At 68.7% G+C, this 25099-nt stretch carries 26 protein-coding genes; 10 read left to right on the forward strand and 16 right to left on the reverse strand.

From position 1 onward, the window contains the following. The first annotated feature begins 24 nt into the window (after positions 1-24). From ACE3TL_RS00420 to pip, 3 genes are all read left to right on the forward strand, one after another. Complete coding sequence (locus ACE3TL_RS00420; RefSeq protein WP_374576685.1) at positions 25-396, forward strand: DUF423 domain-containing protein; 372 nt, start codon at positions 25-27, stop codon at positions 394-396. A 75-nt stretch (positions 397-471) separates the two neighbouring features. Continuing rightward, positions 472-1452 (forward strand): alpha/beta fold hydrolase, encoded by a 981-nt coding sequence (locus tag ACE3TL_RS00425; RefSeq protein WP_374576686.1) that lies wholly within the window; start codon positions 472-474, stop codon positions 1450-1452. Between the two features lie 10 nt (positions 1453-1462). Continuing rightward, the gene (gene pip / locus ACE3TL_RS00430) at positions 1463-2455 is read left to right on the forward strand and encodes a prolyl aminopeptidase (RefSeq protein WP_374576687.1); all 993 of its coding nucleotides are present in this window, start codon (positions 1463-1465) and stop codon (positions 2453-2455) included. A 10-nt stretch (positions 2456-2465) separates the two neighbouring features. On the opposite strand, the gene rodA is transcribed toward pip, so the two are convergent. The 5 genes from rodA to ACE3TL_RS00455 all read right to left on the reverse strand — a co-directional run bounded on the left by rodA (position 2466) and on the right by ACE3TL_RS00455 (position 8405). Then, positions 2466-3620 carry a rod shape-determining protein RodA gene (gene rodA / locus ACE3TL_RS00435; RefSeq protein WP_374576688.1) on the reverse strand — a complete coding sequence of 385 codons (1155 nt, stop codon included), beginning with the start codon at positions 3618-3620 and terminating at the stop codon, positions 2466-2468. Then, on the reverse strand, positions 3617-5638 hold the full coding sequence (mrdA, locus tag ACE3TL_RS00440) for a penicillin-binding protein 2 (RefSeq protein ID WP_374576689.1): 2022 nt from the start codon (positions 5636-5638) through the stop codon (positions 3617-3619). Before mrdA ends, rodA begins: the two co-directional genes overlap by 4 nt. Positions 5639-5650: 12 nt before the next feature. Continuing rightward, positions 5651-6160, reverse strand: a complete 510-nt coding sequence (locus ACE3TL_RS00445; RefSeq protein ID WP_374576690.1) for a hypothetical protein — start codon at positions 6158-6160, stop codon at positions 5651-5653. Then, positions 6161-7297: a rod shape-determining protein MreC gene (gene mreC, locus ACE3TL_RS00450; protein WP_374576691.1), complete on the reverse strand. Its 1137-nt coding sequence runs from the start codon at positions 7295-7297 to the stop codon at positions 6161-6163. A 64-nt stretch (positions 7298-7361) separates the two neighbouring features. Beyond that, positions 7362-8405, reverse strand: coding sequence for a rod shape-determining protein (locus ACE3TL_RS00455; RefSeq protein ID WP_056020526.1), 1044 nt, complete (start codon positions 8403-8405; stop codon positions 7362-7364). A 387-nt stretch (positions 8406-8792) separates the two neighbouring features. Between ACE3TL_RS00455 and ACE3TL_RS00460 the strand changes: the two genes are divergently transcribed. Both ACE3TL_RS00460 and ACE3TL_RS00465 read left to right on the forward strand, forming a co-directional pair. Beyond that, positions 8793-10316: an ABC-F family ATP-binding cassette domain-containing protein gene (locus ACE3TL_RS00460; protein ID WP_374576692.1), complete on the forward strand. Its 1524-nt coding sequence runs from the start codon at positions 8793-8795 to the stop codon at positions 10314-10316. A gap of 32 nt (positions 10317-10348) precedes the next feature. Beyond that, complete coding sequence (locus tag ACE3TL_RS00465) at positions 10349-10702, forward strand: hypothetical protein (protein WP_374576693.1); 354 nt, start codon at positions 10349-10351, stop codon at positions 10700-10702. Positions 10703-10753: 51 nt separating this feature from the next. Here the strand turns inward: ACE3TL_RS00465 and modA are convergent, their stop codons facing one another. The 8 genes from modA to ACE3TL_RS00505 all read right to left on the reverse strand — a co-directional run bounded on the left by modA (position 10754) and on the right by ACE3TL_RS00505 (position 19018). Beyond that, positions 10754-11515 carry a molybdate ABC transporter substrate-binding protein gene (gene modA / locus ACE3TL_RS00470; RefSeq protein WP_374576694.1) on the reverse strand — a complete coding sequence of 254 codons (762 nt, stop codon included), beginning with the start codon at positions 11513-11515 and terminating at the stop codon, positions 10754-10756. Positions 11516-11531: 16 nt separating this feature from the next. After that, on the reverse strand, positions 11532-12032 hold the full coding sequence (locus ACE3TL_RS00475; protein WP_374576695.1) for a molybdopterin-dependent oxidoreductase: 501 nt from the start codon (positions 12030-12032) through the stop codon (positions 11532-11534). An 8-nt stretch (positions 12033-12040) separates the two neighbouring features. Next, entirely contained in the window at positions 12041-12835 is a 795-nt protein-coding gene (locus ACE3TL_RS00480) for a TOBE domain-containing protein (RefSeq protein WP_374576696.1), read from the reverse strand. 4 nt (positions 12836-12839) lie between these two features. Beyond that, positions 12840-14867, reverse strand: a complete 2028-nt coding sequence (locus ACE3TL_RS00485; protein WP_374576697.1) for a TonB-dependent receptor plug domain-containing protein — start codon at positions 14865-14867, stop codon at positions 12840-12842. Positions 14868-14941: 74 nt separating this feature from the next. Then, the gene (locus tag ACE3TL_RS00490; protein ID WP_374576698.1) at positions 14942-15820 is read right to left on the reverse strand and encodes an EamA/RhaT family transporter; all 879 of its coding nucleotides are present in this window, start codon (positions 15818-15820) and stop codon (positions 14942-14944) included. A 141-nt stretch (positions 15821-15961) separates the two neighbouring features. Beyond that, on the reverse strand, positions 15962-17539 hold the full coding sequence (locus ACE3TL_RS00495) for a 2-isopropylmalate synthase (protein WP_374576699.1): 1578 nt from the start codon (positions 17537-17539) through the stop codon (positions 15962-15964). A gap of 320 nt (positions 17540-17859) precedes the next feature. After that, a complete protein-coding gene (locus ACE3TL_RS00500) occupies positions 17860-18591 on the reverse strand; it encodes a TVP38/TMEM64 family protein (protein ID WP_374576700.1) in 732 nt (243 codons plus the stop codon). 55 nt (positions 18592-18646) lie between these two features. Further along, a complete protein-coding gene (locus tag ACE3TL_RS00505; protein WP_374576701.1) occupies positions 18647-19018 on the reverse strand; it encodes a hypothetical protein in 372 nt (123 codons plus the stop codon). Positions 19019-19217: 199 nt separating this feature from the next. Between ACE3TL_RS00505 and ACE3TL_RS00510 the strand changes: the two genes are divergently transcribed. From ACE3TL_RS00510 to ACE3TL_RS00525, 4 genes are all read left to right on the forward strand, one after another. Continuing rightward, on the forward strand, positions 19218-20420 hold the full coding sequence (locus ACE3TL_RS00510) for a pyridoxal phosphate-dependent aminotransferase (RefSeq protein WP_374576702.1): 1203 nt from the start codon (positions 19218-19220) through the stop codon (positions 20418-20420). After that, a complete protein-coding gene (pyrE, locus tag ACE3TL_RS00515) occupies positions 20417-20947 on the forward strand; it encodes an orotate phosphoribosyltransferase (protein WP_374576703.1) in 531 nt (176 codons plus the stop codon). Before ACE3TL_RS00510 ends, pyrE begins: the two co-directional genes overlap by 4 nt. 291 nt (positions 20948-21238) lie before the next feature. Beyond that, positions 21239-21538, forward strand: coding sequence for a type II toxin-antitoxin system RelB/DinJ family antitoxin (locus ACE3TL_RS00520; protein ID WP_374576704.1), 300 nt, complete (start codon positions 21239-21241; stop codon positions 21536-21538). Further along, positions 21535-21828 (forward strand): type II toxin-antitoxin system RelE/ParE family toxin, encoded by a 294-nt coding sequence (locus tag ACE3TL_RS00525; protein WP_374576705.1) that lies wholly within the window; start codon positions 21535-21537, stop codon positions 21826-21828. Before ACE3TL_RS00520 ends, ACE3TL_RS00525 begins: the two co-directional genes overlap by 4 nt. Positions 21829-21916: 88 nt before the next feature. On the opposite strand, the gene ACE3TL_RS00530 is transcribed toward ACE3TL_RS00525, so the two are convergent. Next, entirely contained in the window at positions 21917-22126 is a 210-nt protein-coding gene (locus ACE3TL_RS00530) for a cold-shock protein (protein WP_374534642.1), read from the reverse strand. Between the two features lie 339 nt (positions 22127-22465). On the opposite strand from ACE3TL_RS00530, the gene ACE3TL_RS00535 reads away from it, so the two are divergent. Continuing rightward, positions 22466-22672 (forward strand): hypothetical protein, encoded by a 207-nt coding sequence (locus ACE3TL_RS00535; protein WP_374534643.1) that lies wholly within the window; start codon positions 22466-22468, stop codon positions 22670-22672. Positions 22673-22950: 278 nt separating this feature from the next. Here ACE3TL_RS00535 and ACE3TL_RS00540 read toward each other — a convergent pair whose 3' ends face one another. Next, positions 22951-23181, reverse strand: a complete 231-nt coding sequence (locus ACE3TL_RS00540; RefSeq protein ID WP_374576706.1) for a DUF2171 domain-containing protein — start codon at positions 23179-23181, stop codon at positions 22951-22953. Positions 23182-23261: 80 nt separating this feature from the next. Next, complete coding sequence (locus ACE3TL_RS00545) at positions 23262-24977, reverse strand: CHASE domain-containing protein (protein WP_374576707.1); 1716 nt, start codon at positions 24975-24977, stop codon at positions 23262-23264. Positions 24978-25099: the final 122 nt, after the last annotated feature.

Raw genomic sequence — 25099 nt, forward strand, 5'->3', positions numbered from 1 at the left:
CGCGCGAGCCGCTAGGCAATGTGCATGAGCACGCTTCGTCCCTGGATGTTCGCGGCCGCCGTCGGCGGCTTCCTGGCCGTCGGCTTCGGAGCCTTCGCCGCCCATGGCCTGACTGATCCAAAGGCCAAGGAGTGGATGCACACCGGCGCGACCTACGCCTTCATGCACGTGATGGCGGTGTTCGCCGCCGCGTTCCTGGCCAGCCGCGGCGCGCGCCGGGCGCGGATCGCCCCGCCGCTGTTTCTGGCGGGGATCGTGCTGTTCTCCGGTTCGCTGTTCGCTATGGCGCTGGGCGCGCCGCGCTGGCTGGGAGCGATCACCCCGATCGGCGGGACGCTGTTCCTGGCCGGCTGGGCGGTCCTGGCCTGGGCCGCCCTGGAGCCGGCGCGGGACTGACCGTTTCGCGCGCCGCTTGCCTTCCGCGCAAGGAACCCTGGCATCCTGCCGCCGAACCCTGGAGGAGACCCCCGCATGTCGACCGCCCTCGACCGCCAGATGCCGCCCGTCAAGCACGCCGCGATCAATGGGATCGACATGGCCTACTACGAAGTCGGCCCGCGCGAGGGCGTTCCGATCGTCTTCTGCCATGGCTTCCCGGAACTGGCCTTCTCGTGGCGCCACCAGCTCAAGGCCTGCGAGGCGGCCGGCCGCTGGGCCATCGCCCCGGACCAGCGGGGCTATGGGCGCACCTCGCGTCCGGAGGCGATCACCGATTACGATATGGAGCACCTGACCGGCGACCTCGTCGGCCTGCTCGATCACCTGGGCGTCGACAAGGCGGTGTTCGTCGGCCACGACTGGGGCGGCATCGTCGTCTGGCAACTGCCGCTGATGCACCCCGACCGGGTCGCCGGGATCGTGGGTTTGAACACCCCCTTCATGCGCCGCGCGCCGCTCGATCCCATCGAAGGCATGCGCAAGGTGTTCGGCGAGGACATGTACATCGTCTGGTTCCAGAAACCTGGCATCGCCGATGCGGCCCTGGCCGCCGATGTCGACAAGACCATGCGCTTCTTCATGCGCAAGCCTGCCGAGCAGCCCGCTCCGCCCCCGGCGGCCGGCGGCTCCACCTTCGCCTTCGGCGAGGCGCTGAAGGCCTGGGACAAGAGCGACACGTCCAACCAGTTGCTGGCGCCCGAAGACCTGGCCGCCTTCGTCGAGACGTTCGAGGCCACCGGCTTCACCGGCGGGATCAACTGGTATCGGAACTTCACCCGCAACTGGGAACGCTCGGCCGACCTGCCGACGCGGATCGACGGCGTTCCCTGCCTGATGATCATGGCCGAGAAGGACGCGGTGCTGTCGCCCGCCATGGCCGAGGGGATGGAAGAGGTGATCTCCGATCTGGAGAAGGCGCTGATCAAGGACAGCGGCCACTGGACCCAGCAGGAAAAGCCCGACGAGGTGAACCGTCTCATCCTGGACTGGATGGACCGCCGCTTCCCGAAGTAGACTTGGCGGGATGGAACGCACCACCCCGCCCCTCGCCTTTTCGAGCACCGCTTACCGCCGGGGGCTGTTCCCGGACAACGAGCCCTACGCCTATGGCTGGCTGCCGACCGGTAGCCCGCACGAGATCTTCTACGAGGAGTGCGGCAATCCGGACGGCAAGCCTTGCGTCATCCTGCACGGCGGCCCCGGTGGGGCGATCAACCCGACCATGCGGCGGTTCTTCAACCCCGCCAGGTGGCGGATGGCGCTGTTCGACCAGCGCGGCTGCGGCAAGTCGCGGCCGAACGCCAGCCTGGAGGACAACACCACCTGGTCGCTGATCGAGGACATCGAGCGGCTGCGCACCCACCTGGGCGTCGAGAAGTGGACGGTGTTCGGCGGGTCGTGGGGCTCGACCCTGGCGCTGGCCTACGCGATCACCCATCCCCAGCGGGTCGAGGCGCTGGTCCTGCGCGGGATTTTCCTGCTCACGCAGCGCGAGTTGCGCTGGTTCTACCAGGACGGCGCCTCGTTCCTGTTCCCGGACGCCTGGGCGCGCTTCTGCGCCCCGATCCCCCCGGAGGAGCGGGGCGACATGATGGCCGCCTATCACAAGCGCCTGACCCACCCGGACCGCCGGGTTCAGGCCGAGGCGGCCGCCGCCTGGAGCCAGTGGGAGGGCGACACCATCTCCATCCGCGGCCCGGAGGCGCGCCCCTCGAAGTTCAACGAAATCGACTTCGCCATCGCCTTCGCGCGGATCGAGTGCCACTTCTTCGTCAATGGCGGCTTCTTCAAGGAAGACGGCTGGATCCTCAGCAATATTGACCGGCTGCGCGGCATCCCTGGCTGGATCGTCCAGGGGCGTTTCGACGTGGTGACGCCGATGGAGAGCGCCTGGCGGCTGAAGAACGCCTGGCCGGAAGCCGATTTCGACATCGTCTGGGACGCGGGCCACGCCTCGACCGAGCCGGGCGTCGTCGACGGCCTGGTCCGCGCGACCGAGCAGGCGCTGAAGCTGTAGGCCTCGGCGCCTACATCAAGGCGCCCTTGCCGCTGGTGACCTCCGAATAGCGGTGGACGCGCACGCCCTGCACCAGGCCAAAGCCGATCATCACCGTGACCATGACCGTGCCGCCATAGGAGAGCAGTGGCATCGGCACGCCCACCACCGGCGCCAGCCCCATGACCATCCCGCCATTGATGAGCACATAGAGGGCGAAGGTGGCGGTCGTACCCGCCGCCGACAGCCGGCCGAAATGCGAATGGGCCAGGGCCGCGGTGCGCAGCGCCATGAAGATCACCGCGCCATAAAGGAACAGGACGGAGAAGCAGCCGAGGAATCCGAACTCCTCGGCCAGGGTCGCGAAGATGAAGTCGGTCTGCTTCTCGGGCAGGAAGTTGAGCTGGCTCTGCGAGCCGAGGCCGTAGCCCTTGCCGAAGAAGCCGCCCGAACCCAAGGCGATCTTCGATTGCAGGATGTGATAGCCCGAACCGGAAGGGTCGCTTTCCGGGTCGAGGAAGGTCAGCACGCGCTTTCGTTGATAGTCGTGCAGCACGAACATCACGATCGGCGGCACCGCGGCCACGAAGGCGGCCAGGCCCGCGATGATGACTCGCCAAGAGAGTCCGGCCAGCACAACGATGGCCGCCCCGGTCATGGCGATCAGCATCGCCGTCCCCAGGTCCGGTTGGTGCATGACCAGGACCACCGGGGCGCCGATCATCACCGCCGGGACCAGCAGCCACCAGGAGAGCCGCGCCGCATCGGCCGAGACCCCGTGATAGAACCGCGCCAGGGCCAGCACGATGCCGAGCTTCATGATCTCCGACGGCTGGAAGCTGAACGGCCCGAAGGCCAGCCATCGCTGCGCGCCCATGCGGACGTCGCCGATCACCTCCACCGCCACCAGCAGCAGCAGGCCGACCCCGTAGATCGGATAGGCCAGGGTGAACCAGACCCGCAGGTCGATCATCGCCAGGCCGATCATCAGCACCAGGCAAAGGGCGAAGCGCGTCAGGTGCTTGGCCGCCCAGGGGTCCCACGAGGACCCGGCGATGGAGAACATCATCAGGGCGCCCGTTCCGGCGATGAGGCACAGGGCCAGGCAGAACAGCCAGTCGATCTCGCCCAGCTTGACGATCAGCCGGTCGCGTTCGCCGGGCCGGGTCAGCGCACTGACGGTCATACGCCGCCTCCGGTTGGCGTGGGTGTCAGGACGGGCGCAGGCGCCGCCGGCTCGGTGGGCGGCGGAGGCGTGACGGTGGGCGCCTCGGGCGCAACGCCCTCAGCTTCCATCGGTTCGGCCGCCTGCGGCATGGGCATCGGCTTTTCGATGCGCGAGCGCAGTTCGGGGTCCTTGAGCAAAGCCACGCGCATCACCTCGCGGGCGCGCGGGGCGCCGGCGGTGGCGCCGCCCAGGCCGCCATGCTCGACGATGACCGCCACCGCGTAACGCGGATCGTCCACCGGCGCGAAGGCCACGAACAGGTTGTGGTCCTTCAGCCGCCAGGTCACTCCGGCGCTGCTGCGCGAGGCCAGGCCCGCATAGGAGCGCACCTGCGCCGTGCCGGTCTTGCCGGCCATCTGGATGTCGCCCAGCCCGAGCTGGCTTTGGCGATAGGCGGTGCCGCCGGTGTCGTTGGCCACGGCGATCATGCCGCCGCGGACATAGTCGAGGTGTTCCCTGCTGAACGGCAGGTCCGGCACGTCGTCGCCGTGCGGCAGTTCGACCCCGCCCACCGACTTGATGAGCCGTGGGTTCAGCGCCTTCTTGCCGTTGGCCAACCGCGCGGTCATCACCGCCAGTTGCAGGGCGTTTACAGCCAGATAGCCCTGGCCGATGCCGTAGCTGACCGAGTCGCCCGGATGCCAGACCGGATCGCGCTTGACGGCCTTGCGCTTCCATTCGCGCGACCCGACCACGCCCTTCTTCTGGCCCGGAATGCCGATATCGAAGATCGTGCCGAAGCCCATGGCGTGGGCCGCCGACGCGATCGGATCGGGGCCGATCTTGAGCGCGGTCTGATAGAAATAGATGTCGCACGAGTTCTTGATGGCGTCGTGCATGTTCTGCGAGCCGTGGCCGCCGTGCCTCCAGCAGCGCCAGGTGCGGCCGCCCCAATACCAACTGCCGCCGCAATGGACCCTCACCTCCGGGTCGATGCCGGCCTGCAGCGCGGCCAGGCCGACGGTCGGCTTGAAGGTCGAGCCCGGCGGATAGGTGCCGGTCATCACCTTGTCGAGCAGCGGCTTGCGCTCGTACTGGGCCAGGGCGCGGTATTCCGGTCCGGAGAGGCCGCGTACGAAACGGTTGGCGTCGAAGCTGGGCGCCGAGGCCATGCACAGCAGATCGCCGGTGCGGCAGTCCATCATCACGATGGCTCCGCTCTCGTCGCCCATCACTTCCAGGGCGCGGTTCTGGATATCGACGTCGAGGGTCAGTTCGATCCTCTTGCCCGGCGTGGCGGGAATGTCGCCGGCCTCGTCCTGGCGGACCTCCCGCCCCCTGGCGTCGACCTCGACCTTGCGTGCGCCCGGCCTGCCGCGCAGATCGAGATCGAAAGCCTTTTCAACGCCTTGTCGGCCGATCCGAAACCCAGGATGCAGCAGGATGGAATCGGAGTTCGGCCCGGTCGGCGTCAGGTCCTCCTTGTTGACCTTGGCCACATAGCCGATGACGTGGGCGAACGCCCCGCCGTAGGGATAGACGCGCACCTCGCCCATGTCGGCGGTGACGCCAGGCAGTTCGGGCGCGCGGATATTGATCGCCGAGAATTCCTCCCAGCTCATGTCCTCGGCCACCGAGACAGGCACGCGCTTGGGCGTCTGGTGGATATCGCGCACCAGCCGCGCCTGCCGGGCCTCGTCGATGGGGACATAGGTCGCCAGGGTCTTGAGGGTGCCTGGAACGTCCAGATCGTCCTCGCGCGAGACGAGCAGGCGGAAGTTGGGGCGATTGGAGGCCAGGACCGCGCCGTTGCGGTCGACGATCAGGCCGCGCGGCGGCGGCACCAGCCGGAAATTGAACTGATTGGAGGCCGAGAGCTTCTCGTAGCGCTGGGTCTCGATGATCTGCAGATGAGCCAGCCGCGCGGTCAGGGCGGCCAGGCCCAGCCCCGCAAAGCCGCCCATGAGGAACATCCGGCGGTGGAAGACCCCCTGCCGTTCATTGACCTCGGAGAAGAAGATCGACGGCTCGGCCATCGGTCCAGAACCCTATCGGAAGCGCACGTCTGCATCCTCGAACCGGTCGATGAGCAGATGTGCGAAAGGAAACAATATGGCCGTCGCCAGGAATTGCCATCCGACGGAGACCGGATTGGCGCCGGCGTGCGCGCCCAGCATGGTGAAGAGATAGGCGCTGCCCATGGCCAGGCCGGTCGCCGCGGCGAACCAGGCCCACATCACCGGAAAGCTCTGGCCGGCCATCATGTTGCGCCCCAGCAAGGCCGCGCCATAGACCAGCAGCAGCGCCACCGCCCACAGCCCCATCGGCGCGCCCCACGCCAGGTCGAGGAACAGCCCCATCGCCAGCACCGCCAGCGGCCCGAGGATCGAAGGCCGGATGATCGCCCAGGCGAAAGCCGGAACCATCGGGAAGATCGGCTCGGGCAGGCCCAGCCCGAACGGCCTGAACGGCAGCGAGAACAGCACCGTCAGGATAAGGCACTGGAGAAGCGGAACTCCGATCCAGCGCCATGGGGCCAGGGCGCGCGCGCCGGCCATCTAGAACGGGACCTCGGGCGCGGGCGGCTGATCGGCGGCCGGAGCAGCCGGCGCGGGCGCCGGCTTGGGCGCGGCGGGGCGCAGCGCAGGCGGCTTAGGCGCGGCGGGCTTGGGCGAGGGAGCCGAGGCGCCTTCCGTGCGTTGGGCGGCCGGCGTGGAGGCGGTCCCTGGCTGTGCGGCCGTGGCGGGAGTGCGGGCGGCCGGCGTGACAGCGGTCACCCCGACTGCGGTCGCGGGCGCGGCCGGCGGCGGGGGCGTCATCTTCCGCAGTTCGGCAGCGGCGGCGGCGCTGAGTTGGGAGAAATCCTGGAAGAGCAGCACCTGGATGAAATCGACCGGGGCTGCGTCCGAGGCCAGGACCGCGCGCCAGCGTCCATCCAGCCCCTTCACGGCGATGCCGATCGGCAGGCCGCGGGGCAGCACGCCGCCGTCGCCGGAGGTGACGATGCGGTCGCCCTGCTTCACCGGGTCCTGGCCGCGCAGATATTCCAGCCGCGGGTTCGGGCCGCCGTCGCCCGCCAGGATGGCCCGGGCGTTGGTGCGGTCGATCATCACCGGGGTTCGCGAGGCGATGTCGGTCAGGAGCAGGATGCGGCTGGCCCCGTCGGTGACGCCGATGATCCGGCCGACCAGGCCGTTCTCGCTCATCACCGGATTGCCCTCGCGAATCCCCTTCTCCCGGCCGGCGTTGGCCAGGCGGGTGTTGGAGAACGGGCCGCGGCTCTCGCTGACCGTGCGGGCCGCAACCATCGGGATCGGCGGATCGGTCTTGAGGCCCAGCAGCGCCTTGTAGCGGTCATTGGTGTCGCGCAGGGCCAGGGCGGCGGTCCGCCACTCGCGCGCCTCGACCAGTTCAGCCTTCAGACGGCGGTTTTCGGAAACGGCGAAGAAGTAGCCGCGGACGCCCTCCACCCCATCGCCGATCCAGCGGCCGGGCGTGGCCAGAACGCCCGTCACCGGCGCGGCGATGGCGTCGCCGACCTTGCGCGAGGCGCCGTAGGCTTCGGTCTGGAAAGTCTCGCGGCGGTCGGACAGCAGCAGGACCAGGGCCGCCACCAAGGCGACGATCAAGGCTACGCCGGCCGTCCAGGCCAGCGGGACTTTCAGTTCGCCCAAGGGGTTGTCGCGCAGCGGCACCGGACCTATTCACCCTGAAGGCGCGGACCGGAGACTCAACCTCCAGGCCGCGACTCGCGAAAGTTTACGCCAGGGTGGACTCCAGCACGCCCTTCATCCACTTCGGATGCTCAAGGACCTTGCCGCAGCCCAGGGCCACGCAGGAGAGCGGGTCGTCGGCCACGGTCACCGGCAGGCCGGTGTGGTCGCGGATCTCGGCGTCCAGGCCGCGCAGCAGCGCGCCGCCGCCGGTCAGCATGATGCCCTTGTCGGCGATGTCGGAGGCCAGTTCCGGCGGCGTGGCTTCCAGCGCCATCTTCACGGCGTCGACGATCTGGCCGACCGGTTCGGCCAGCGAGTCCGAGGCCTGCTTCTCGCTGATGCGCACCTCGCGCGGCACGCCCTGCATCAGGTCGCGGCCCTTGACCTCGATCGACAGGCCCTCGCCGTCGGCCGGGGCGCGGGCGGTGCCGATCTCCTTCTTGATTCGCTCGGCGGTGGTTTCGCCGATCAGAAGGTTATGGTTGCGGCGCATGTAGCTGATGATCGCCTCGTCCATCTTGTCGCCGCCGACGCGGACCGAGCGCGAATAGACGATGCCCGAGAGCGAGAGCACCGCGACCTCGGTGGTGCCGCCGCCGATGTCGACCACCATCGAACCGGTCGGCTCGTGGATTGGCAGGCCGGCCCCTATGGCGGCGGCCATCGGCTCGTCGATCAGGCCCACGCGGCGACCGCCGGCGTTGAGGCAGGAATCGTTGATCGCGCGGCGCTCCACCGCGGTCGCGCCCGACGGCACGCAGACGATCACCTTCGGGTTCACGAAGCCCTTGCGGTTGTGAACCTTGCGGATGAAGTACTTGATCATCTCCTCGGCGACTTCGAAGTCGGCGATCACGCCGTCGCGCATCGGACGGATGGCTTCCATGTGCCCAGGCGTGCGGCCCAGCATCTGCTTGGCCTCGATGCCGACAGCGTGGACCACCTTGCGGCCCCCGACATTACGCAGGGCCACCACCGACGGCTCGTTCAGGACGATGCCCTTGCCCTTCATGTAGATGAGCGTGTTGGCGGTGCCGAGATCGATTGCGATGTCGTTGGAGATAGCGCCGAAGAGGGACGAGATCATGCAGGGCCCTGGGGGTAGGGAGCGGAATTGGGGGTATGCGAAGCCCGGGCTGACGACGCTTCGTTCCGAAACTCGAAACGTCAGGCGGCCTCAGCCTCCGCTTGCAGGACAGATGGTTCGTGTGCCCTGCCAGTCGGTTGATTTCAAGGCTTAATGATAGGTCTGTGGTTTCCCGTCGCACGCAGGCGCGCGCCGGGCTGTGGACGGACGCCAGGGCGGCTGACGATGAGGTCGGGCGCTTGACCAAATCGCGGCGAAAATGCGGCGCGGGCCGCCCGTCGATCACGGCCGCCAGGGCAGCGAACCATCGAGTGTCGCCTCCAGGCTACAGCCCAGGCGCCGGCGCCTCTCTAGACTGAGCGCCCGCAGACGCCGCGAGAGCCTCCCATGCCGCCCCGCCACGCCGTCCTCGGCGTCGAGAACGCCAGCTTCTTCTACGGAACCCACCGCGTCTTCGAGGGGGTGAGCTTCCAGCTTGACGATGCGCGTACGGCCCTGGTCGGGGAGAACGGCGCGGGCAAGTCGACCCTGCTGAAATGCCTGCTGGGCGAACTCACCCTGATGGACGGCAAGATCGTCCGCTCGCGCGGGCTCAAGATCGGCTACGTGCCGCAGGAGACGCCGCCGGAGCTCGCCGGCCTGACGGTGCGCGAGGCGCTGGAACGCGTCCTTCCCGTCCGCGACGGCTCGGAGGATTGGAAGGTCGACGTGCTGGCCGACGAGATCGGCCTGACCTACGAAACCACCCAGCAGCCCTTCGGCTCGCTGAGCGGGGGCTGGCAGAGGCTGTTGCTGATCGCCGCGGCCGCACGGCTGGCCGAGCCCGACCTGCTGATCCTGGACGAGCCGACCAACCACCTCGACCTGTCGAACATCAACCTGCTGGAGCGCTGGCTGGCGGACGAGACCCTGCCGATGCTGATCGTCAGCCACGACCGCGAGTTCCTCCAGAAGACGACCAGCCGGACCCTGTTCCTGCGCTCGGACGGCGCCCACAGCTTCAGGACGCCGTTCGTGGAGGCGCGCGAGGCCCTGCTGCAGCGCGACGCGGCCGACGCCGCCCGCCGTCAGCTCGAAGGCAAGGAGATCGAGCGCCTGCAGGCTGTCGCCGCGCGCTATCGCGTCTGGGGCGTGAAGAACGACGCCTTCCACAAGCGCGCCAAGGCCACCGAGAAGCGCATCGAGCGGATCGAGGCGGACCGCACCGGCGCCTATGTCGCGCGCGAGCGGCGGCTGGAGCTGCACGAGGGGGAGATGGACGCCAAGGTCGCCCTGCGGCTCCAGGGCCTGGAGGTCACCACGCCGGACGCCGCCCGACGGTTGATCTCCATCGACCGCTTCAGCCTGGGCATGGGCGACCGCGTCGCCTTGCTGGGCGTCAACGGCAGCGGTAAGTCGACCCTGCTGTCGGCCCTCGCCGCCGCCTTCGACCCGGACCAGCGACACTATGACGGCGCGGCGGCCGTGCGGTTCAATCCGCAGGCGCGCCTGGCCTATTTCGACCAGAGGATGGCCGACCTGCCGCTGCGGATCTCGGTGCTGGACTATGTGCTGGCCGCGGAGGGCGCCACCGACCGCGAAGCCAACGCCGTGCTGGCCAAGGCCGGCTTCGCCTATTCGCGCATCAAGGGGCCGATCGCCGACCTCAGCCACGGCGAGCGGGCGCGGCTGGTCTTCCTGCGCATGAAGCTGGCGCGGCCGAACCTCTACCTGCTCGACGAACCGACCAACCACCTGGACATCGAAGGCCAGGAGGACCTGGAGGCCCAGCTCGAAGGGGCCGAGATCGCCTGCATCTTCGTCTCCCACGACCGTTACTTCACCCGCAGCGCCGCCAACCGCTTCGTGGAGATCCGCAAGGGCCGGCTGGTCGAGATCGACGATCCCGACGCCTTCCTTGCGGCGCAGTAGGAGCCCGTAGCGAACCGGACTAAGACCTCGGCATGCAGAACATCCTCACCTGGGCCGGGCGCATCGCCCTCGTCGCCGTCCTGCTCGTCTGCCTTCAGGGGGCGCTGGACCCGCTCTACGACGCAGCCCGGTGGGCGCCGCCGCACGATGCGGTGATGCACGTCATCTATGGCTACCTGCTGACCGTGCTGTCGATCCTGGCCTTGCCGAAGGTGAAGCCGCGGGCCATCGGCGGGGTTTTCATCGCGCTCGGCGTCGGGCTGGAGGCGGCCCAGGCCATGGGCTGGGTCTCGGGCACGTTCCAGATCAAGGACCTGGCGGCGAACCTCGGCGGGGTGATCGCCGCCCTCGCCCCCATGGCCCTGGCCAAGCGCAAGGGGCGCTGACGTCCACCCCTCCGCTCATACGGGCGTTCGCCGGGATGAGCGGGTCCAGGCTCACCGGCGCGGCAGGACGGTGAAGCCGTACTTCCTGAAGATCGCCGCGGCGGGCGGGCTGCCCATATAGGCAAGGAATTTCGCCGCGTCGGGGTTGTTCGAGGCGGCGACCACCGCGGCCGGATAGACGATCTTCGGATGGGTCGCATCGGGGAACAGGCCGACGATCCGCACCTTCGGCTCAACCTTGGCGTCGGTGTCGTAGACGATCCCGAACGGGGTCTCGCCGCGCGCGACATATTGCAGGGCGGTCCGCACGTTCTCGGCCTGGGCGAGCTTGCCCGAGACGCTGTCCCAGACGCCGAGCGCGCTCAAGGAGGCCTTGGCGTACTTGCCGGCCGGCACGTCGGGACCGGCGACCGCCAGGCGGCCAGGCCCCAGGGCCTTGGCCAGCGGCATGCCCCGGCCGATGCGGATCGTCGCCTTGGAATCGGCCGGGGCGATCAGGGCCAGCCGATTGGTCAGCAGGTCGCGGCGGCTGGCTGGCACGATCAGCTTGCGCTCGGCCAGATAGTTCATCCAGTCGCTGTCGGCCGAAACATAGACGTCGGCCGGAGCGCCCTGCTCGATCTGGCGCGCGATGGCCGAGGAGGCGGCGTAGGAGAACCGCGCCTCGCCTCCCGTCTTGGCGTAGGCCGCGCCGACCTCGTCGAGGGCGTTCTTCAGCGAGGCGGCGGCGAAGACGGTGACCGTCTCGGCATGGGCCGCCCCGCTCATCAAGGCGGCGGCGGCGAGCGATGCGATCCAGCGAAGGAGCTTCATGGGCTGGCTTTCTTGATCAGTGATGGGCCGCAGCGGCGGGCTTGGCGGTCGAGAGCCGGATGACCTCGATCTTCTCGACCATGCGGGCCGAGCGGGCGGGCCGCAGGTCGTCGGACACCACGATGCGGAACGGGCCATCGCCCGCCGCCAGCGGCGCGCCGTCGGCGCGGTCGACCAGCAGCACCTTGCCGGCGCGGGTGCCCGGATCGGTTTCGGCCAGGCCCAGCACCACCTGATAGCCGTCCTTGCCGGTGATGCGGATCACCGTGGCCAGTTCCGCGCCGTGGACGGCCTTGCCCTGGGCCGCGCCGACGCGGGCGACGATGTCGCCCAGCGGCACGCCTTCGAAGGTCGAGGTCTTGCCGTGCTGGGTGGCGGTGACCGAGACGTGCGGCAGGGCCGCCAGGTCCGCGGCGCTGAGCGTGGCCGCCTGGCCGTCCGGCCCCTGAAGAGCGATGCTCTGGGCCAGGGCGGGGCCGGCGAGAACGGCCAGCGCGGCGGCGAGAACGAGCTTCATCTGCGATCCTATTCCACGGCGAGGATGACGTGCGGCGCCTTGACCAGGGCGGTGACCGGCTCGCCGACCGTCAGGTCCATGGCCTGGGCGCTTTCCTTGGTGATGGTGGCGGTCAGGGTCTTGCCGCCGGCCAGCGACAGGGTGATCTCGCTGGACACCGCGCCATCCTCGCGCGTCAGCACGGTTCCGTGGAGCTGGTTGCGGGCCGAGGTGACCAGCCCCTCCCCCTTGGCCAGGACCACGAAGCTCGACTTGATGAGCGCGACGGCCGGCTTGCCGACCGCAAGAGCCAGGTCGGCGACGCTCTGGCGGGTGACGATGGAGACGATGTCAACGCCCTCGGCGACCTGCAACGTCACCTCGGTGTTGACCGCCCCGTCGGTGACGGCGCTCACCACCCCGCGCAAGGCGTTTCGCGCGCTTGTCTTCATGCCCAGGCTCCAGAACAGTTCACCAAGTTCGCCATCAGCCTCCAGCCGCGCCTGGAGGCGCGCCAGGGTGTCGCCCAGCTCGGCCTCGACCTTGCCAAAGGCCTCGATCACGGCGCGGCCGCGGGCAGTGACGCTGGCGACGCCACCCGACCGGCCGCCGGGCTGCGCCTCGACCAGAGGCGCGTCGAACAGGTTGTTCAGCGCCTGAACCCCGTCCCACGCGCCCTTGTAGCTGAGGCCGAGCTGCTTGGCCGCGGCGCTGATCGAGCCGAGGTCGGCGACGGCCTTGAGAAGCGCGATCCGCTCGGCCCCGACCCGGCTTGCGCCGCGCCGCAGGAAGAAGGCCGCGTCCAGATGACCGTCAGCGCTCATGGAATTACAGCCTCATGCGAAGGTCGACGAAGAAGCTGCGTCCCTCCTCCGGGAAGCCGTCGACGAGCTGGTAGTTCTGGTCGGTCAGATTACGGCCGCCGACGATCACGTCGACCTTGTCGGTCACCGACCATTCGACCGAGAGGTTGGCGAGCAGATAGTCGCCGGTGCGATAGAAGCGCGGCGGATTGATCAGCGAGCTGGAGGTCACGGTCCAGCGCTTGCTGGCCGTCTCGATGCTGGGCGTGACGCGGATGGCGTCGGTCACCTTCCAGTCGACATAGGCGAACAACTTGTGGTCGGGCACGCCGCTGGGGCGGAAGGCCGCGTTGGTCGGGTCCTTCAGCTCGCGGTGGATGTAGGTGTAGGCGCCGCCCAGACGGACACTGTCGGTGAGGTCGGCGGTGACCGACAGCTCGCCGCCGTAATATTCGCCATCGCCGGCGTTCTTGGTCTGGTTGACCGTGCCGAAAGGCGGGCCCAGCGGCACTGGGATCTGGATCAGGGCGTCCTGAATGTCGCTGTAGAACAGCGCGCCGGAGAGCTCGACGCGGTCTAGCCGGGTCTGGCCGCCGACCTCGAAGCTGGTGGCCCGCTCGGCGGTCAGGTTGGGATTGGGCACCGCCGTCCCGAACCGCGAGCTGAAGCGCTCGAACAGGGTCGGGAAGCGCGCGCGCGAGGAGACGCTGGCGTGCAGGGCCGTGACGTCCGACACCTGCCAGCGGGCCGCGGCCTGCCAGTTCCAGGCGTCGTCGTCGGTCAGCGGATAGTAGACGAACTGGCCGCTGTTGTAGTCCTCGGCCCGGATCAGGTGGCGCCAGTCGTAGGAGACGCCGAACACCAGGTCGAGGTTCGCGCCGGCCTTGAAGGTGTCCTCCACGGCGAAGGAGCCGGTAGCCTCGGTGGTGGTCTGGCGCGGCTCGACCGCCGGCGGGGCGAAGGTCTGCTGCCACTCGTCATGGCGATCCCGACGGTAGTACGCCGCGACCTTCAGCGTATTGGCCGCGCCGACATCGACGCCGAGCTCGACATTACCGCCAAAGGCCTCGTCCTCGTAGGGCGAGACGAAGGCCCGGCCCACGGTCTGGCTGTTCTGGCGCGCGTTGTCGTATGAGAACAGGCCGTTCTCGAAGGTGTTGCGATAGAGCCGGGTGCGCAGATAGGCGCCCTCGGCGATCTTCGTGTGCGAGAGGAAGGCTAGGCTCTCGATGTTCCAGTAGGGCCAGTCCCAGTACCGCGTGCTGGCGGTGTCGGTCACGTGATAGGGCGCGTTCTTCGAACCTTCCTGGCGGATGTAGTTCAGCGAGTATTCGTCGGTGTCGTTCGGGGTCAGGCCGGCCTTGAGATTGATCCGCCAGTCCTCGGTGTCGGAATGCTCGCGCTCGCCGCCGTTCTCCAGGGCCGTGGGCTTGAAGTCGTCCGACAGGCGGAAGTGATCGCGCTCGGACCGCGCGCCGCTGAGCTGGAGGTAGAACCCGTCCTGCCGCGTGCCGATCAGGCCCGAGACGGTATTGCCACTGAACTCGCCGGCGCTGTCGATGGCCGCATTCACGCGGATCTCGCCGTCCAGGGCGCTGGTCGGCTTGCGGGTGACGAGGTTGATCGCCCCGCCCAGGCCGCCGGGGCCGTCCAGCACCGAGACGTAGCCCTTGGAGACCTGGATCTGCGAAAGGTCGGCGGTCAGGAAGCGGGCGAAGTCGATGCGGTTGTCGGCGGGCAGGAAGACCCGCACCCCGTCGATGGAGAGCGTCGTCTGGAAGCGGTCGAAGCCGCGCACATAGACTAGCCGCTCGTTGCGCGAGCCGCCGGAATTGCCGGCCACGGCGCCCGGCACGAGATCCAGGGCGCGGTCGAGGCTGGACTTGTCGAAACGGCGCAGGTCCTCGGAACCCACGATGCTGCCGCCGATCAACTCGCCGCCGCGGGCGCGGGCGGTCACCTGCAGTTCGCCCAGGGTGTAGGCGTCGTCGGCCGATTGGGCGTGCGCCGCCATCGGCGCGGCGAAGGCAAGGAGGAAGGCGAGCCGTTTCACGGTGAACACTCACGTCGTTATGAATTATGACTTCATAACGCCTCCCCCTCCGCCCGGCCACGGCGCAGCTACGATTAGCCCAGCGCCGTGACCATTACGCCACAGGCGGTCAGCGCGCCGCCGATCGCCTGGCGCAGGGTCAGGCGCTCCTTGAACAGCCGCCGGCCAGCCGCCGCGGCGATGGGCGCCTCGATCACCCCCACGGCGCGGACCGCTCCGGCCGGCGCCATGGCCAGGGCCGCGAACCAGCAGGCCGAGGCCGCCGCGCCGAAGAAGCCGGCGCCCAGCGACTGACGCCACGAGACCGCGACCGCCCTTAAGGCCGCCGGCCGCGTCACGGCCAGGAAGGTCAGCAGGCCGGCCGACTGCAGGGTCTGGGCGACGCAGACCGAGGCGGTGGCCGCAAACAGCGGATGGGCCGGGTCCAACGCCACGCCGGCCTGGCGATAGGCGTTGAGGGTCATCCCGAAGGCCAGGCCCGAGGCGAGGCCGAAGAGCGCGCCGCGCGCCGCCCCCTTCTCCGCGCCCGCCTTGGGCCAGGAGAGGACGGCGAGGCCGACGGTGGTCGCGGCGACTCCGGCCCAGGCCTGGAGGCTGAGCGCGTCACCGACCGCCAGCCCCATCAGGGCCGCCAGAGGCAGGGACGACTGCTGCATGAAGGTCGCCACCGCAAAGCCCGAGCGGCGCATGGCCACCAGCAGGGCGGCGGTCGCGGCGACCTGCCCCGCCGCGCCGGCCACGACCGCCAGACCGAAGCGCCAGGAGAGGCGCGGCGCGGCGTCCGGCGTCAGCGCCGCCACCACGGCGAAGATGAGCAGGGCGAACGGCAGGCCGAACAGGAAGCGCACCAGGGTCGCACCCCACGGCCCGGCGTCGCCGACCAGGCCGCGTTGCAGCGCGTTACGCGCCACCTGCAGCGGCGCGGCCGCCGCCGTCAGTATGATCCAGAGCATGGGAAAGCTCGCGCGCCCCGAACCCTTAGCTTCAGGTCTGTTCGCCTGAAGCTAAGGGTTCAATTCAAAGAGGTCAGGAGCATGATGGACGCCGAAACCGGCATCCACTTTCGGCTATCATGCTCCTGTGACGGGCGGCGATCAGAAGCCGCTGGCGATCGCGTCGGGCGCGCTCTTCTCCTTGCGGGCGAAGAGGTTGTTCAGCGCGTTGACATAGGCCTTGGCCGAGGCGGTGAGGGTGTCGGTGTCGGCGGCCTGGCCGGTGGCGATGCGACCGTCCTCCTCCAGCCGGACCGAGACCTGGGCCTGGGCGTCGGTGCCCTCTGTCACCGCATGCACCTGGAACAGGCGCAGGATGGCCGTGTGCGGAACCGCCTCGTGGATGGCGTTGAAGACGGCGTCGACCGGGCCGTCGCCGGTCGCCGCGGCCGCCCGCTCCTGGCCGTCGACCGTGACGATCAGATTGGCCTCCTGCGGGCCGTCGGTGCCGGCGATCACCCGCAGATGCTTGACCTGGATGCGGTCGGCGCTGGAGGCCAGGGCGTCGTCGACCAGGGCGATCAGGTCGTCGTCGAAGACGTGCTTCTTCTTGTCGGCCAGGTCCTTGAAGCGCTGGAAGGCCTCGTTCAGGGCGTTCTGGCCCAGCTCGTAGCCCAGTTCCTTCAGCTTCTCGCGGAAGGCGTGGCGGCCCGAGTGCTTGCCCATGACCAGGTTGGTCGAGCCCTGGCCTACGTCCTCGGGGCGCATGATCTCGTAGGTCTCGGCGTTCTTCAGCATCCCGTCCTGGTGGATGCCGCTCTCATGGGCGAAGGCGTTCTTGCCGACGATGGCCTTGTTGAACTGCACCGGGAAGCCGGTGATCGCCGAGACGTAGCGGCTGGCGCGGGTGATGTGCGAGGCGTCGACCCCGGTGTGATAGGGTAGCCGGTCGCCGCGCACGCGCAGGGCCATCACCACCTCTTCCAGGGCCGCATTGCCGGCCCGCTCGCCGATGCCGTTGATGGCGACCTCGACCTGGCGCGCCCCGCCCTGCACGCCCGACAGGCTGTTGGCGACGGCCAGGCCCAGGTCGTTGTGGCAATGGGTCGAGAACACCACCTCGTCGGCGCCCGGTACATTGGCGATCAGGTCGCGAAAGATGTCCGCGTATTCAGAGGGATAGGTGTAGCCGACGGTGTCGGGGATGTTGATCGTGCGGGCGCCCGCGCGGATCGCCGCCTCAACGCAGCGGCGCAGGAAATCGCGCTCGGTGCGGGTAGCGTCCTCGGCCGACCATTCGACGTCGTCGCACAGGTTGCGGGCGTGGCCGACCGAGCGGCTCACCATCTCCAGCACCTGCTCGGGCTCCATCTGCAGCTTCCACTTCATGTGGACCGGGCTGGTCGAGATGAAGGTGTGGATGCGGCCGCGGGCGGCGGGGCACAGGGCCTCGGCGCAGCGCTCGATGTCGGCGGCGCCGGCCCGGGCCAGGCCGCAGACGGTGCTCTCGGTGACGATCTCGGCGATGGCGCGGACGGCCTCGAAGTCGCCGTTCGAGGCGATCGGGAAGCCAGCCTCGATGACGTCGACGCGCATGTCTTCGAGGATCTTCGCCAGTTCCAGCTTCTCTTCCAGCGACATGGACGCGCCAGGCGACTGCTCGCCGTCGCGCATGGTGGTGTCGAAGACGATGACGCGATCATTGGAATCGCGGGCGGAAGCGTCGGTGGCTTGGGTCATGGGTGCGAACTCTTTTCGCGGGCGTTCGGGAAGCGGGCGATGGGTTTGATGTCCCCTGAGCGCCCGGCCGCGGTCTCGCGCAGCCTAAAGGATCGCCCAGGGGCGGCTAAGCCCCAGGCCAAGAAGCAGTTGGCAGGTTTGCTTCGTACGCATGAGCCGGTGTGTACAGAAACCTGCCCAATTCCGCAAGACTGTTGCGCATATGGGCGGATTTCGCCGCCGCAGAGCAAGATTTTTCCAAAATCCATCGGCAGTACTTTGGAAACCCGGCCCGATCGGCAGGTTTACGGTCGAAGATTCCACAATCGCGCCGAGCGCGCTCAGTCGTCGTCCGGCAGCGGGCCGCTGATGGCGTCCTCGCGCGCCTTGAGCCAGCGCCGCGCAAACCAGCCGATGGCGATCCAGGCGGCCACGATCACGGCGAGCCAGACGAGGTGGGCGCCGCCCTCCCCCTTCAGCACCTGGACGATGGAATTGCCGGCGAAGGCGGTCAGGACGATCTTCGGGACGATGCCGATGGCGGTGCCCAGGAAGAAGTGGCGCACCCGCATCGGGGTGACGCCGGCGGCCATGTTGACGACGATGAACGGCGCCGAGGGCACCAGCCGCACGATCAGGCTGGCGAGGAAGCCGTTGCGGCCGACCAGGTCCATGAACCGCCGCACGCCGGGGCTCGACAGGATCTGCAGGCTGCGCGCCCCGGCGAGGCGGCCGATATAGAAGCCGACCAGCGAGGAGACCATGGTGCCGATCCAGCTATAGGCGAAGCCTTGCCAGGCCCCGAAGGCCACCACCGCGGCGGCGATCAGCACGAATTGCGGCACGCCCACGAAGGCCAGGACCGCGAAGGCGGCCACCGCCACCGGCAGCGCCCACGGCCCGTTCGAGGCCATGCCCAGCCAGCGCTCGACCGTCGCCTCGCCGTCGAAACCCAGCACCTGGGCCCCGAACAGGAACACGATCCCCACCCCGCCGAACAGCACGAAGGACACGGCCAGCGTGCGCCAGGCCTTGGCGTCCATCTCGGTGAGGAAGCGGAAGATGCGGCGCATGGCCTTCCCGTCGCCTGTTCGCGCCCGGGGGTCAAGTTAAGGGCTCGGCCGCCCATCAACCGGTCGGGCAGCGGACCAGAGCGATCGGGCCGGTCCAGGGGCCGCCGGCGACGGTCATGGTCTCGGCGGCGCCGACGCCAGAGAAGGTCAGGGTGAAGCTCTGGGGCTGGCGCGGGCCTTGCGCGACGCATTCGGCCTGGACCGTATAGCCGGCCGGCGTCGGCGCGACCTTGGCGAAGGTGCAGGCCACCTCGCCCGCCGTGGCGAGCCTGTCCTTGCGAAAGTCCCAGGCGCCGGCCTGGCATCCAGCCAGCGAAACGGCCCAGCGGCCGACATAGGACGAATGGGCCGCCGGCTTGACCGCGGCCGGAGCGACGACCGCGTCCCTACCCTCGCCGCAGGCGGCGAGCGGAAGGAAGAGGAGCAAGAGGGCGTTTGCGAGTCTAGGCACGCCTGAGACAACAAGTCAGGCGAGGCGACGTTCCGCCTCGCCGGAATAGGGCTAAAGCGCGAGCGCCATAGGCCCAATTGAGTCCGACGGATCATCAGGCCGCCTTTGCCTTTGCGCGGCCTTGGGCTAAACCGCGCGCGTTTCCATTCAACCCTGCCCTCGGGAGTTCCCCGCCATGTCGCTCGAATCCGCCGCGCTCGCCCGCGTGAAGCCGTCCGCCACCCTGGCGGCCGATGCGAAAGCCCGGGAACTGAAGGCGCAGGGCCGCGACGTGATTTCGCTGGCCGCGGGCGAGCCCGACTTCGACACGCCCGAGAACATCAAGGAAGCGGCGATCAAGGCGATCCGCGACGGCAAGACCAAGTACACCAACGTCGACGGCATTCCCGAACTGAAGGAGGCCATCGTCGCCAAGTTCCAGCGCGAGAACGGCCTGACCTACAAGACCAGCCAGGTGAACGTCTCGCCGGGCGGCAAGCCGGTGATCTGGAACGCCATGCTGGCGACGCTGAACCCCGGCGACGAGGTCATCATCCCGACCCCGTACTGGGTGAGCTATTGGGACATCGTACTGCTGGCCGGCGGCGCGCCGGTGGCCGTCCCGACCAGCGCCGAGACCGGCTTCAAGCTGCAGCCGAACGATCTGGAAGCGGCGATCACCCCAAAGACCAAGTGGGTGTTCCTGAACTCGCCGTCGAACCCGTCGGGCGCGGCCTATACGCGCGCGGAGCTGAAGGCGGTGGCCGACGTGCTGCTGCGCCATCCGCAGGTGATGATCCTGACCGACGACATGTACGAGCACCTGGTGTTCGGCGACTTCGAGTTCACGACCATCGCCCAGGTCGAGCCGGCGCTCTACGACCGCACCCTGACCATGAACGGGGTCAGCAAGGCCTATGCGATGACCGGCTGGCGGATCGGCTATGCCGCCGGCCCCGAGGCGCTGATCAAGTCGATGGCCAAGGTGATGAGCCAGACGACCTCGAACCCCTCGTCGATCTCGCAATGGGCGGCGGTCGAGGCGCTGAACGGCACGCAGGCGTTCATCAAGCCGAACGCCAAGCTGTTCGAGGCGCGCCGCGACCTGGTGGTCTCGATGCTGAACCAGGCCAGCGGCATCGCCTGCCCGACCCCGGAAGGCGCCTTCTACGTCTATCCGTCGGTCGAGAAGCTGATCGGCAAGACCAGCCCCTCGGGCAAGGTGATCGGCAACGACCAGGACTTCGCGGTCGAACTGCTGGAGCAGGAAGGCGTGTCGGTGGTGTTCGGCGCGGCCTTCGGCCTCTCGCCGTTCTTCCGCATCAGCTATGCGACCTCGAACGCGGTGCTGGAAGACGCCTGCACCCGCATCCAGCGCTTCTGCGCGAACGTGAAATGACGATGGACGCCGCCGCACGCCGCGCTCTGGCGGCGGACGTCGACGCCGCGGCGCGCCTGACCGGGACCTTCGTCCTACGCTCGGGCGCGACCGCGAGCGAATATTTCGACAAGTATCGGTTCGAGGCCGATCCGCGACTGCTGTCGCGGGTCGCCGCGGCCATGGTCCCGCTGGTCCCGGCCGAGGTCGAGGTGCTGGCCGGGGTTGAACTGGGCGGCGTGCCGATCGCCACGGCGATGTCGCTGGCCAGCGGCCTCCCGGCCGCCTTCGTGCGCAAGCAGGCCAAGACCTACGGCACCTGCCTGGCGGTGGAAGGCGGCGACCTGACCGGCAAGCGCGTGGCGATCATCGAAGACGTGATCTCCACCGGAGGGGCGGTGCGCGACGCCAAGGCGCGCCTGGACGAGACCGGGGCGGTCACCGTGGCGGTGGTCTGCGCGGTCTGGCGCGGCCCCCTGCCCGCGCGGATCGAGGGGCTGGAGGTTCCGGTGTTCTCCGCCCTGACGCTGGAAGACCTGGACGGGTAGCGCCGAAGAGGAAACACCAAGGGCACGAGGGGCACCAAGAGGTGGACGCCGCCTTGGAGACAGCCCCCTCCTCTCCTCACCCCGGCGAAGGCCGGGCCTATAGGGTGCTTCGGCTGGCGACGGCGTAACGGATTGACGGGCCGCCTGGGTCCCGGCCTTCGCGGGGATGAGCGGGGTTGAGGTTTTGCGCCCCTCTTGGCTGGAGGGAATTCAAAGCCCATCCCTGGGGCGCGGTTCGCGGCTGGCGGGCGTCATTCAATTGCATTACATTTGTGCTGGAAGGAGTTCGCCATGGCCGCCAACGAACTGGTCCAGGCGCGGATCGACCCGCAGGTGAAGGCGCAGGCCGCTGCGGTTCTCGACAAGCTGGGGATGACCCTCTCCGACGCCGTACGCATTCTGCTGACCCGAACCGCGCGGGAAGGCGCACTGCCTTTCGAGTTGATCGCCGAGCCGCAGGCCTATGACGCCTGGTTCCGCGCCAAGGTGCGCGAAGCGCTGGACGACACGCGTCCCGACGTGGCGCATGAAGACGTCGAGGCGGAGTTCACCGCACGACGGGCAGCCGGCGCGAGGAGCGGCAAGGGGTGAGACTGGTCTGGGCGCAATACGCCCTGGAAGATCGGCGAGCGATCTACGATCACATCGAACTCGATGACGCCCATGCGGCGGCGCTGGTGGATATCCGTATCACCGAGGCGGTGGCCCGCCTGATCGACTTCCCCGAAAGCGGACGCCCAGGCCGTGTGGATGGTACGCGGGAACTGGTGGTCGGCCGAACCTCCTGCGTCGTCGCTTATCGGGTCATCGGCGAGACCGTCCGCATCCTGCGCGTCTTGCATGGCGCGCAACTTTGGCCGGACGATCTCCCTGACGGATGAACGCGCTTGGAAATACAAAAACGGCCCGGATTGCTCCGGGCCGTTTTCTCAGGTCTTGGCCTGCGGTCCCGCTGGGCGGGACGGCGGGTCAGACGGCCTGGAGTTGGCCGGCCGACATCTTGCCGCTGCGGCGGTCCTGCTCCAGTTCGAAGCTGACCTTCTGGCCGTCATGCAGGGTGGCCATGCCGGCGCGCTCGACGGCCGAGATGTGCACGAAGACGTCGGAGCCGCCGCCTTCCGGTTGGATGAAGCCGAAGCCCTTTTGGGCGTTGAACCACTTCACGACACCAATAGTCATTCTATCGTCCCTTTCGGACATGAGTTCTCGCACCCGAGAGTGGGTTGGAGGTCAAATTTTCGGAGAGGGTCGAAGGCATTTCCAGAGGCGTCAGAATTAGGGCCCCGGTAGATCGGCAGCGAGCCAAAACGAATTTTGATCCTCCAAGGGTGACGCCTTCCAGGCCCGAGCACAAGGAATATCTCCGAAAAATCGAAAATCGCGGCGCAGGCGTGCTAGAGCGCGTTAGGACGAAGTGTGGGCGGTTCGCCCGCCCGAACGCGCTCTACATGCTTGATTTAGAGCCCTTTTCAACGGGTTTGGTGTTCCACCAAGCCCTAAAGGGCTCTAGGATGGCGCATGCAAAAAGGTGTTGAACGATCCATCCTGAGCGTCGTGCGTCATGACGGCGGGTGGGCCGTCGAACTCGACGGCGACCATTTCGGCTATTCCTCGGACAAGGAAGTCGCCAAGGCGGCGGCGAACAAACAGGCCCGACAGATGCAGGACGAAGGGCGCCCGTGCCAGGTCCGCGTCAGCGGCGAGCACGGGTTCTTCGCCGTCTAGAGGCTGTTATGAACCTGAGGGCGGCCGTCCCCCACCCGATCGTCATAGCCGGGCTTGTCCCGGCTACCTATGATCTCCGCCGTTGCGGCCGGAAGCGTCGCACGGGCCGCTGATCCTTGCGATCCATCCGGTGTTCATGGGTAGCCGGGACAAGCCCAGCTATGACGATCTGTTTATGGATCAACTGCTTAGCCAAGCCATCGATCCGGTCGCAGACCGCGCCAAGTCCCTAACAGCCTCCAGGCCAAGGCGCGGTTCGAAGGCGCCTCCCTGGCGCTTCAGTGCTTTTCGCGCCAGGCGGCCTTGGCGGCCTCCTTGGTGATGTTGAGCCGCACCTTGTCGTCGATGACGTCGTCGACCCAGGTCAACGGGATCAGGTGGTGCTTGAGGCCGGCGCCCAGGTCGAGCTTGGCCAGTTCGATGTCGTCGCCGACCACGTGGTCGACGCGGCCCACATGGCCGCCGTCCGACCCGATGACTTCCATATGTTCGCGGATGCCGGGGTTCATGGCGTTCTCCTGTCGTTTGGGTTTGGGGTTGCAGGAAAACGAGCCCCGTCCGACTCTGTTCCGGTCGGCTGGGCCGGAAATCAGGCGGCCGAGCCCAGGTCCATGATCTCGTCCTCGGCGCCTGCGGGCGGCAGGGTGAAGGCGATGGTGCAGACGACGCCGGCCGGGGCGAAGTCGAGATCGACCACGCCGTCGAGCTGGTGGGCGAGGCCCCCGACGATGACGCGCGAGCCGAAGCCCCGGCGCCCTGGCGCAACCACCGGGGGGCCGCCCTCCTCCCGCCAGACGATGCGCAGGCGCCGCGATCCGGGGGTCGGGCCGCCGCCGGGCCCGACGCTCCAGGTCACGCGCACGCGGCCGGCCTCGTTGGACAGCGCCCCGTACTTCACCGCATTGGTGGCCAACTCGTGGAAGGCCATGCCCAGGGCGACGGCGGTGTTGGGGCCGAGCCAGACCCGCTCGCCGGCGATCACCACCCGCTCGCCCTCGGCGCCGCCATAGGGCGCAAGCTCGCCCCGCAGCAGTTCGGCGAGATCGGCGCCGCTCCAATTGTCGCGGGTCAGGAGGTTGTGGGCGTGGGAGAGCGCGATCAGCCGCGCCTCGAAGCTCTGGCGCACGCTGCCGACGTCCTGGCCGTGGCGAAGGCTCTGGGCGGCGATCGACTGGACGGTGGCGAGCGTGTTCTTCACCCGATGGTTCAGCTCGTCGAGCAGCAGCTTCTGGCGCGCTTCGGCGGCGATGCGGGCGACGACCTCGCGCTCGGCCGTCAGGCGCGCATGGGCCTGGCGCCAGGCGGCCAGCGTCAGCAGCACGGTGGCCAGCAGGCCGCCGGCCACGAACAGCAGGGTCAGGCCGCTGTCGGCGTTGCGCTCGAAGTCCGAACGGGCGCGATAGACGATGGTCCAGGTGCGCCCGGCGATGTCGAGGGTGCGGGTGGCGACCGCGCCGCCGCGGGGCGCGTCGGGCGCGGCCGAGCGGTGCAGCAACACGCCGGCTCCGGCTTCGCCGTCATAGACCGCGTAGTCGAAGCCGGCGCTCTTGGCGCTGGGCAGCACCGCGCCCAGCAGATCGCCGGCGCGGAACGGGGCGTAGACGAAGCCCAGCAGCCTTTCGCGCCGTTCGGCGAGGGTCTGGGGGACGAGGCCGCCGCGATAGACCGGCTCGTAGATCAGGAAGCCGGCCTGCAGATCCCGCCCCTGCTCCTGGACCAGTTCGACCTTGCCCGAGAGGGCCGCCTGGCCGGAATCGCGGGCCCGGTCCATGGCTTCGCGGCGCACCGGGAAGGCGTGCATGTTGAAGCCCAGGGCGCGGCGGTTGAGCGCGTCCAGCGGCTCCAGATAGACGATGGCGTGCAGCTCTTGGCCCGGCTTCTGCGGCGTCAGGGCGAAGGGCGGCGCGCCTGCGGCCCGCATCTGCGCCAGCAGGGCCGGCCCCTGGCCCGGCGGGACGCGGACCGAATAGCCGACGCCGCGAATGCCCGGATAGCGGCGCGTCAGTTCGAGATGGTCGACAAAGGCCTTGAACTCGCCGAGGTCGACATTGTGGCTGGCGGCGAAGAGGCCCGACCCGGCGCGCAGCATCTCGACATAGGTTTCCAGACGCCGCTCGACCGCGGCGTTGGCCTGGTCGACCAGGGCGTTGAAGCGGAGCTGGGCGCGGGCCTGGCGCCCCTGGTCGAGCGCCGCGGCCACGAAGATGGTGGCCGCCAGGCCGGCGAGCGCCACCAGCACCGGCAAGGCCTGGGCCGGCCAGGCGCGCACCCGCGCGATCACCCTTTCAAGGAATCTGGTCGCCAAACGCCCGCCCCGATCCATGCTCGCCAAGAGGCTTATCCGTCTTCCGCCGCAGGGAAAAGCAGAACGGCGTTCGCCGGCGGCGAGAAGGCTTCCGCCGGCGCGCCGGAGTGGCTTAGGGTCTG

This window comes from Phenylobacterium sp. (assembly GCF_041920015.1).
Taxonomy (GTDB): domain Bacteria; phylum Pseudomonadota; class Alphaproteobacteria; order Caulobacterales; family Caulobacteraceae; genus Phenylobacterium.

Coding starts and splice junctions, on each gene's coding strand:
- ACE3TL_RS00490 (WP_374576698.1), bottom strand. CDS start 15,820: ATGCTCTGGATCATACTGACGGCGGCGGCCGCGCCGCTGCAGGTGGCG.
- ACE3TL_RS00425 (WP_374576686.1), top strand. CDS start 472: ATGTCGACCGCCCTCGACCGCCAGATGCCGCCCGTCAAGCACGCCGCG.
- mrdA (WP_374576689.1), bottom strand. CDS start 5,638: ATGGCCGAGCCGTCGATCTTCTTCTCCGAGGTCAATGAACGGCAGGGG.
- ACE3TL_RS00530 (WP_374534642.1), bottom strand. CDS start 22,126: ATGACTATTGGTGTCGTGAAGTGGTTCAACGCCCAAAAGGGCTTCGGC.
- ACE3TL_RS00420 (WP_374576685.1), top strand. CDS start 25: ATGAGCACGCTTCGTCCCTGGATGTTCGCGGCCGCCGTCGGCGGCTTC.
- rodA (WP_374576688.1), bottom strand. CDS start 3,620: ATGACCGTCAGTGCGCTGACCCGGCCCGGCGAACGCGACCGGCTGATC.
- ACE3TL_RS00495 (WP_374576699.1), bottom strand. CDS start 17,539: ATGACCCAAGCCACCGACGCTTCCGCCCGCGATTCCAATGATCGCGTC.
- pyrE (WP_374576703.1), top strand. CDS start 20,417: ATGACGATGGACGCCGCCGCACGCCGCGCTCTGGCGGCGGACGTCGAC.
- ACE3TL_RS00445 (WP_374576690.1), bottom strand. CDS start 6,160: ATGGCCGGCGCGCGCGCCCTGGCCCCATGGCGCTGGATCGGAGTTCCG.
- ACE3TL_RS00460 (WP_374576692.1), top strand. CDS start 8,793: ATGCCGCCCCGCCACGCCGTCCTCGGCGTCGAGAACGCCAGCTTCTTC.
- ACE3TL_RS00480 (WP_374576696.1), bottom strand. CDS start 12,835: ATGAGCGCTGACGGTCATCTGGACGCGGCCTTCTTCCTGCGGCGCGGC.
- ACE3TL_RS00475 (WP_374576695.1), bottom strand. CDS start 12,032: ATGAAGCTCGTTCTCGCCGCCGCGCTGGCCGTTCTCGCCGGCCCCGCC.
- ACE3TL_RS00510 (WP_374576702.1), top strand. CDS start 19,218: ATGTCGCTCGAATCCGCCGCGCTCGCCCGCGTGAAGCCGTCCGCCACC.
- ACE3TL_RS00500 (WP_374576700.1), bottom strand. CDS start 18,591: ATGCGCCGCATCTTCCGCTTCCTCACCGAGATGGACGCCAAGGCCTGG.
- ACE3TL_RS00465 (WP_374576693.1), top strand. CDS start 10,349: ATGCAGAACATCCTCACCTGGGCCGGGCGCATCGCCCTCGTCGCCGTC.
- ACE3TL_RS00520 (WP_374576704.1), top strand. CDS start 21,239: ATGGCCGCCAACGAACTGGTCCAGGCGCGGATCGACCCGCAGGTGAAG.
- pip (WP_374576687.1), top strand. CDS start 1,463: ATGGAACGCACCACCCCGCCCCTCGCCTTTTCGAGCACCGCTTACCGC.
- modA (WP_374576694.1), bottom strand. CDS start 11,515: ATGAAGCTCCTTCGCTGGATCGCATCGCTCGCCGCCGCCGCCTTGATG.
- ACE3TL_RS00535 (WP_374534643.1), top strand. CDS start 22,466: ATGCAAAAAGGTGTTGAACGATCCATCCTGAGCGTCGTGCGTCATGAC.
- ACE3TL_RS00540 (WP_374576706.1), bottom strand. CDS start 23,181: ATGAACCCCGGCATCCGCGAACATATGGAAGTCATCGGGTCGGACGGC.
- ACE3TL_RS00455 (WP_056020526.1), bottom strand. CDS start 8,405: ATGATCTCGTCCCTCTTCGGCGCTATCTCCAACGACATCGCAATCGAT.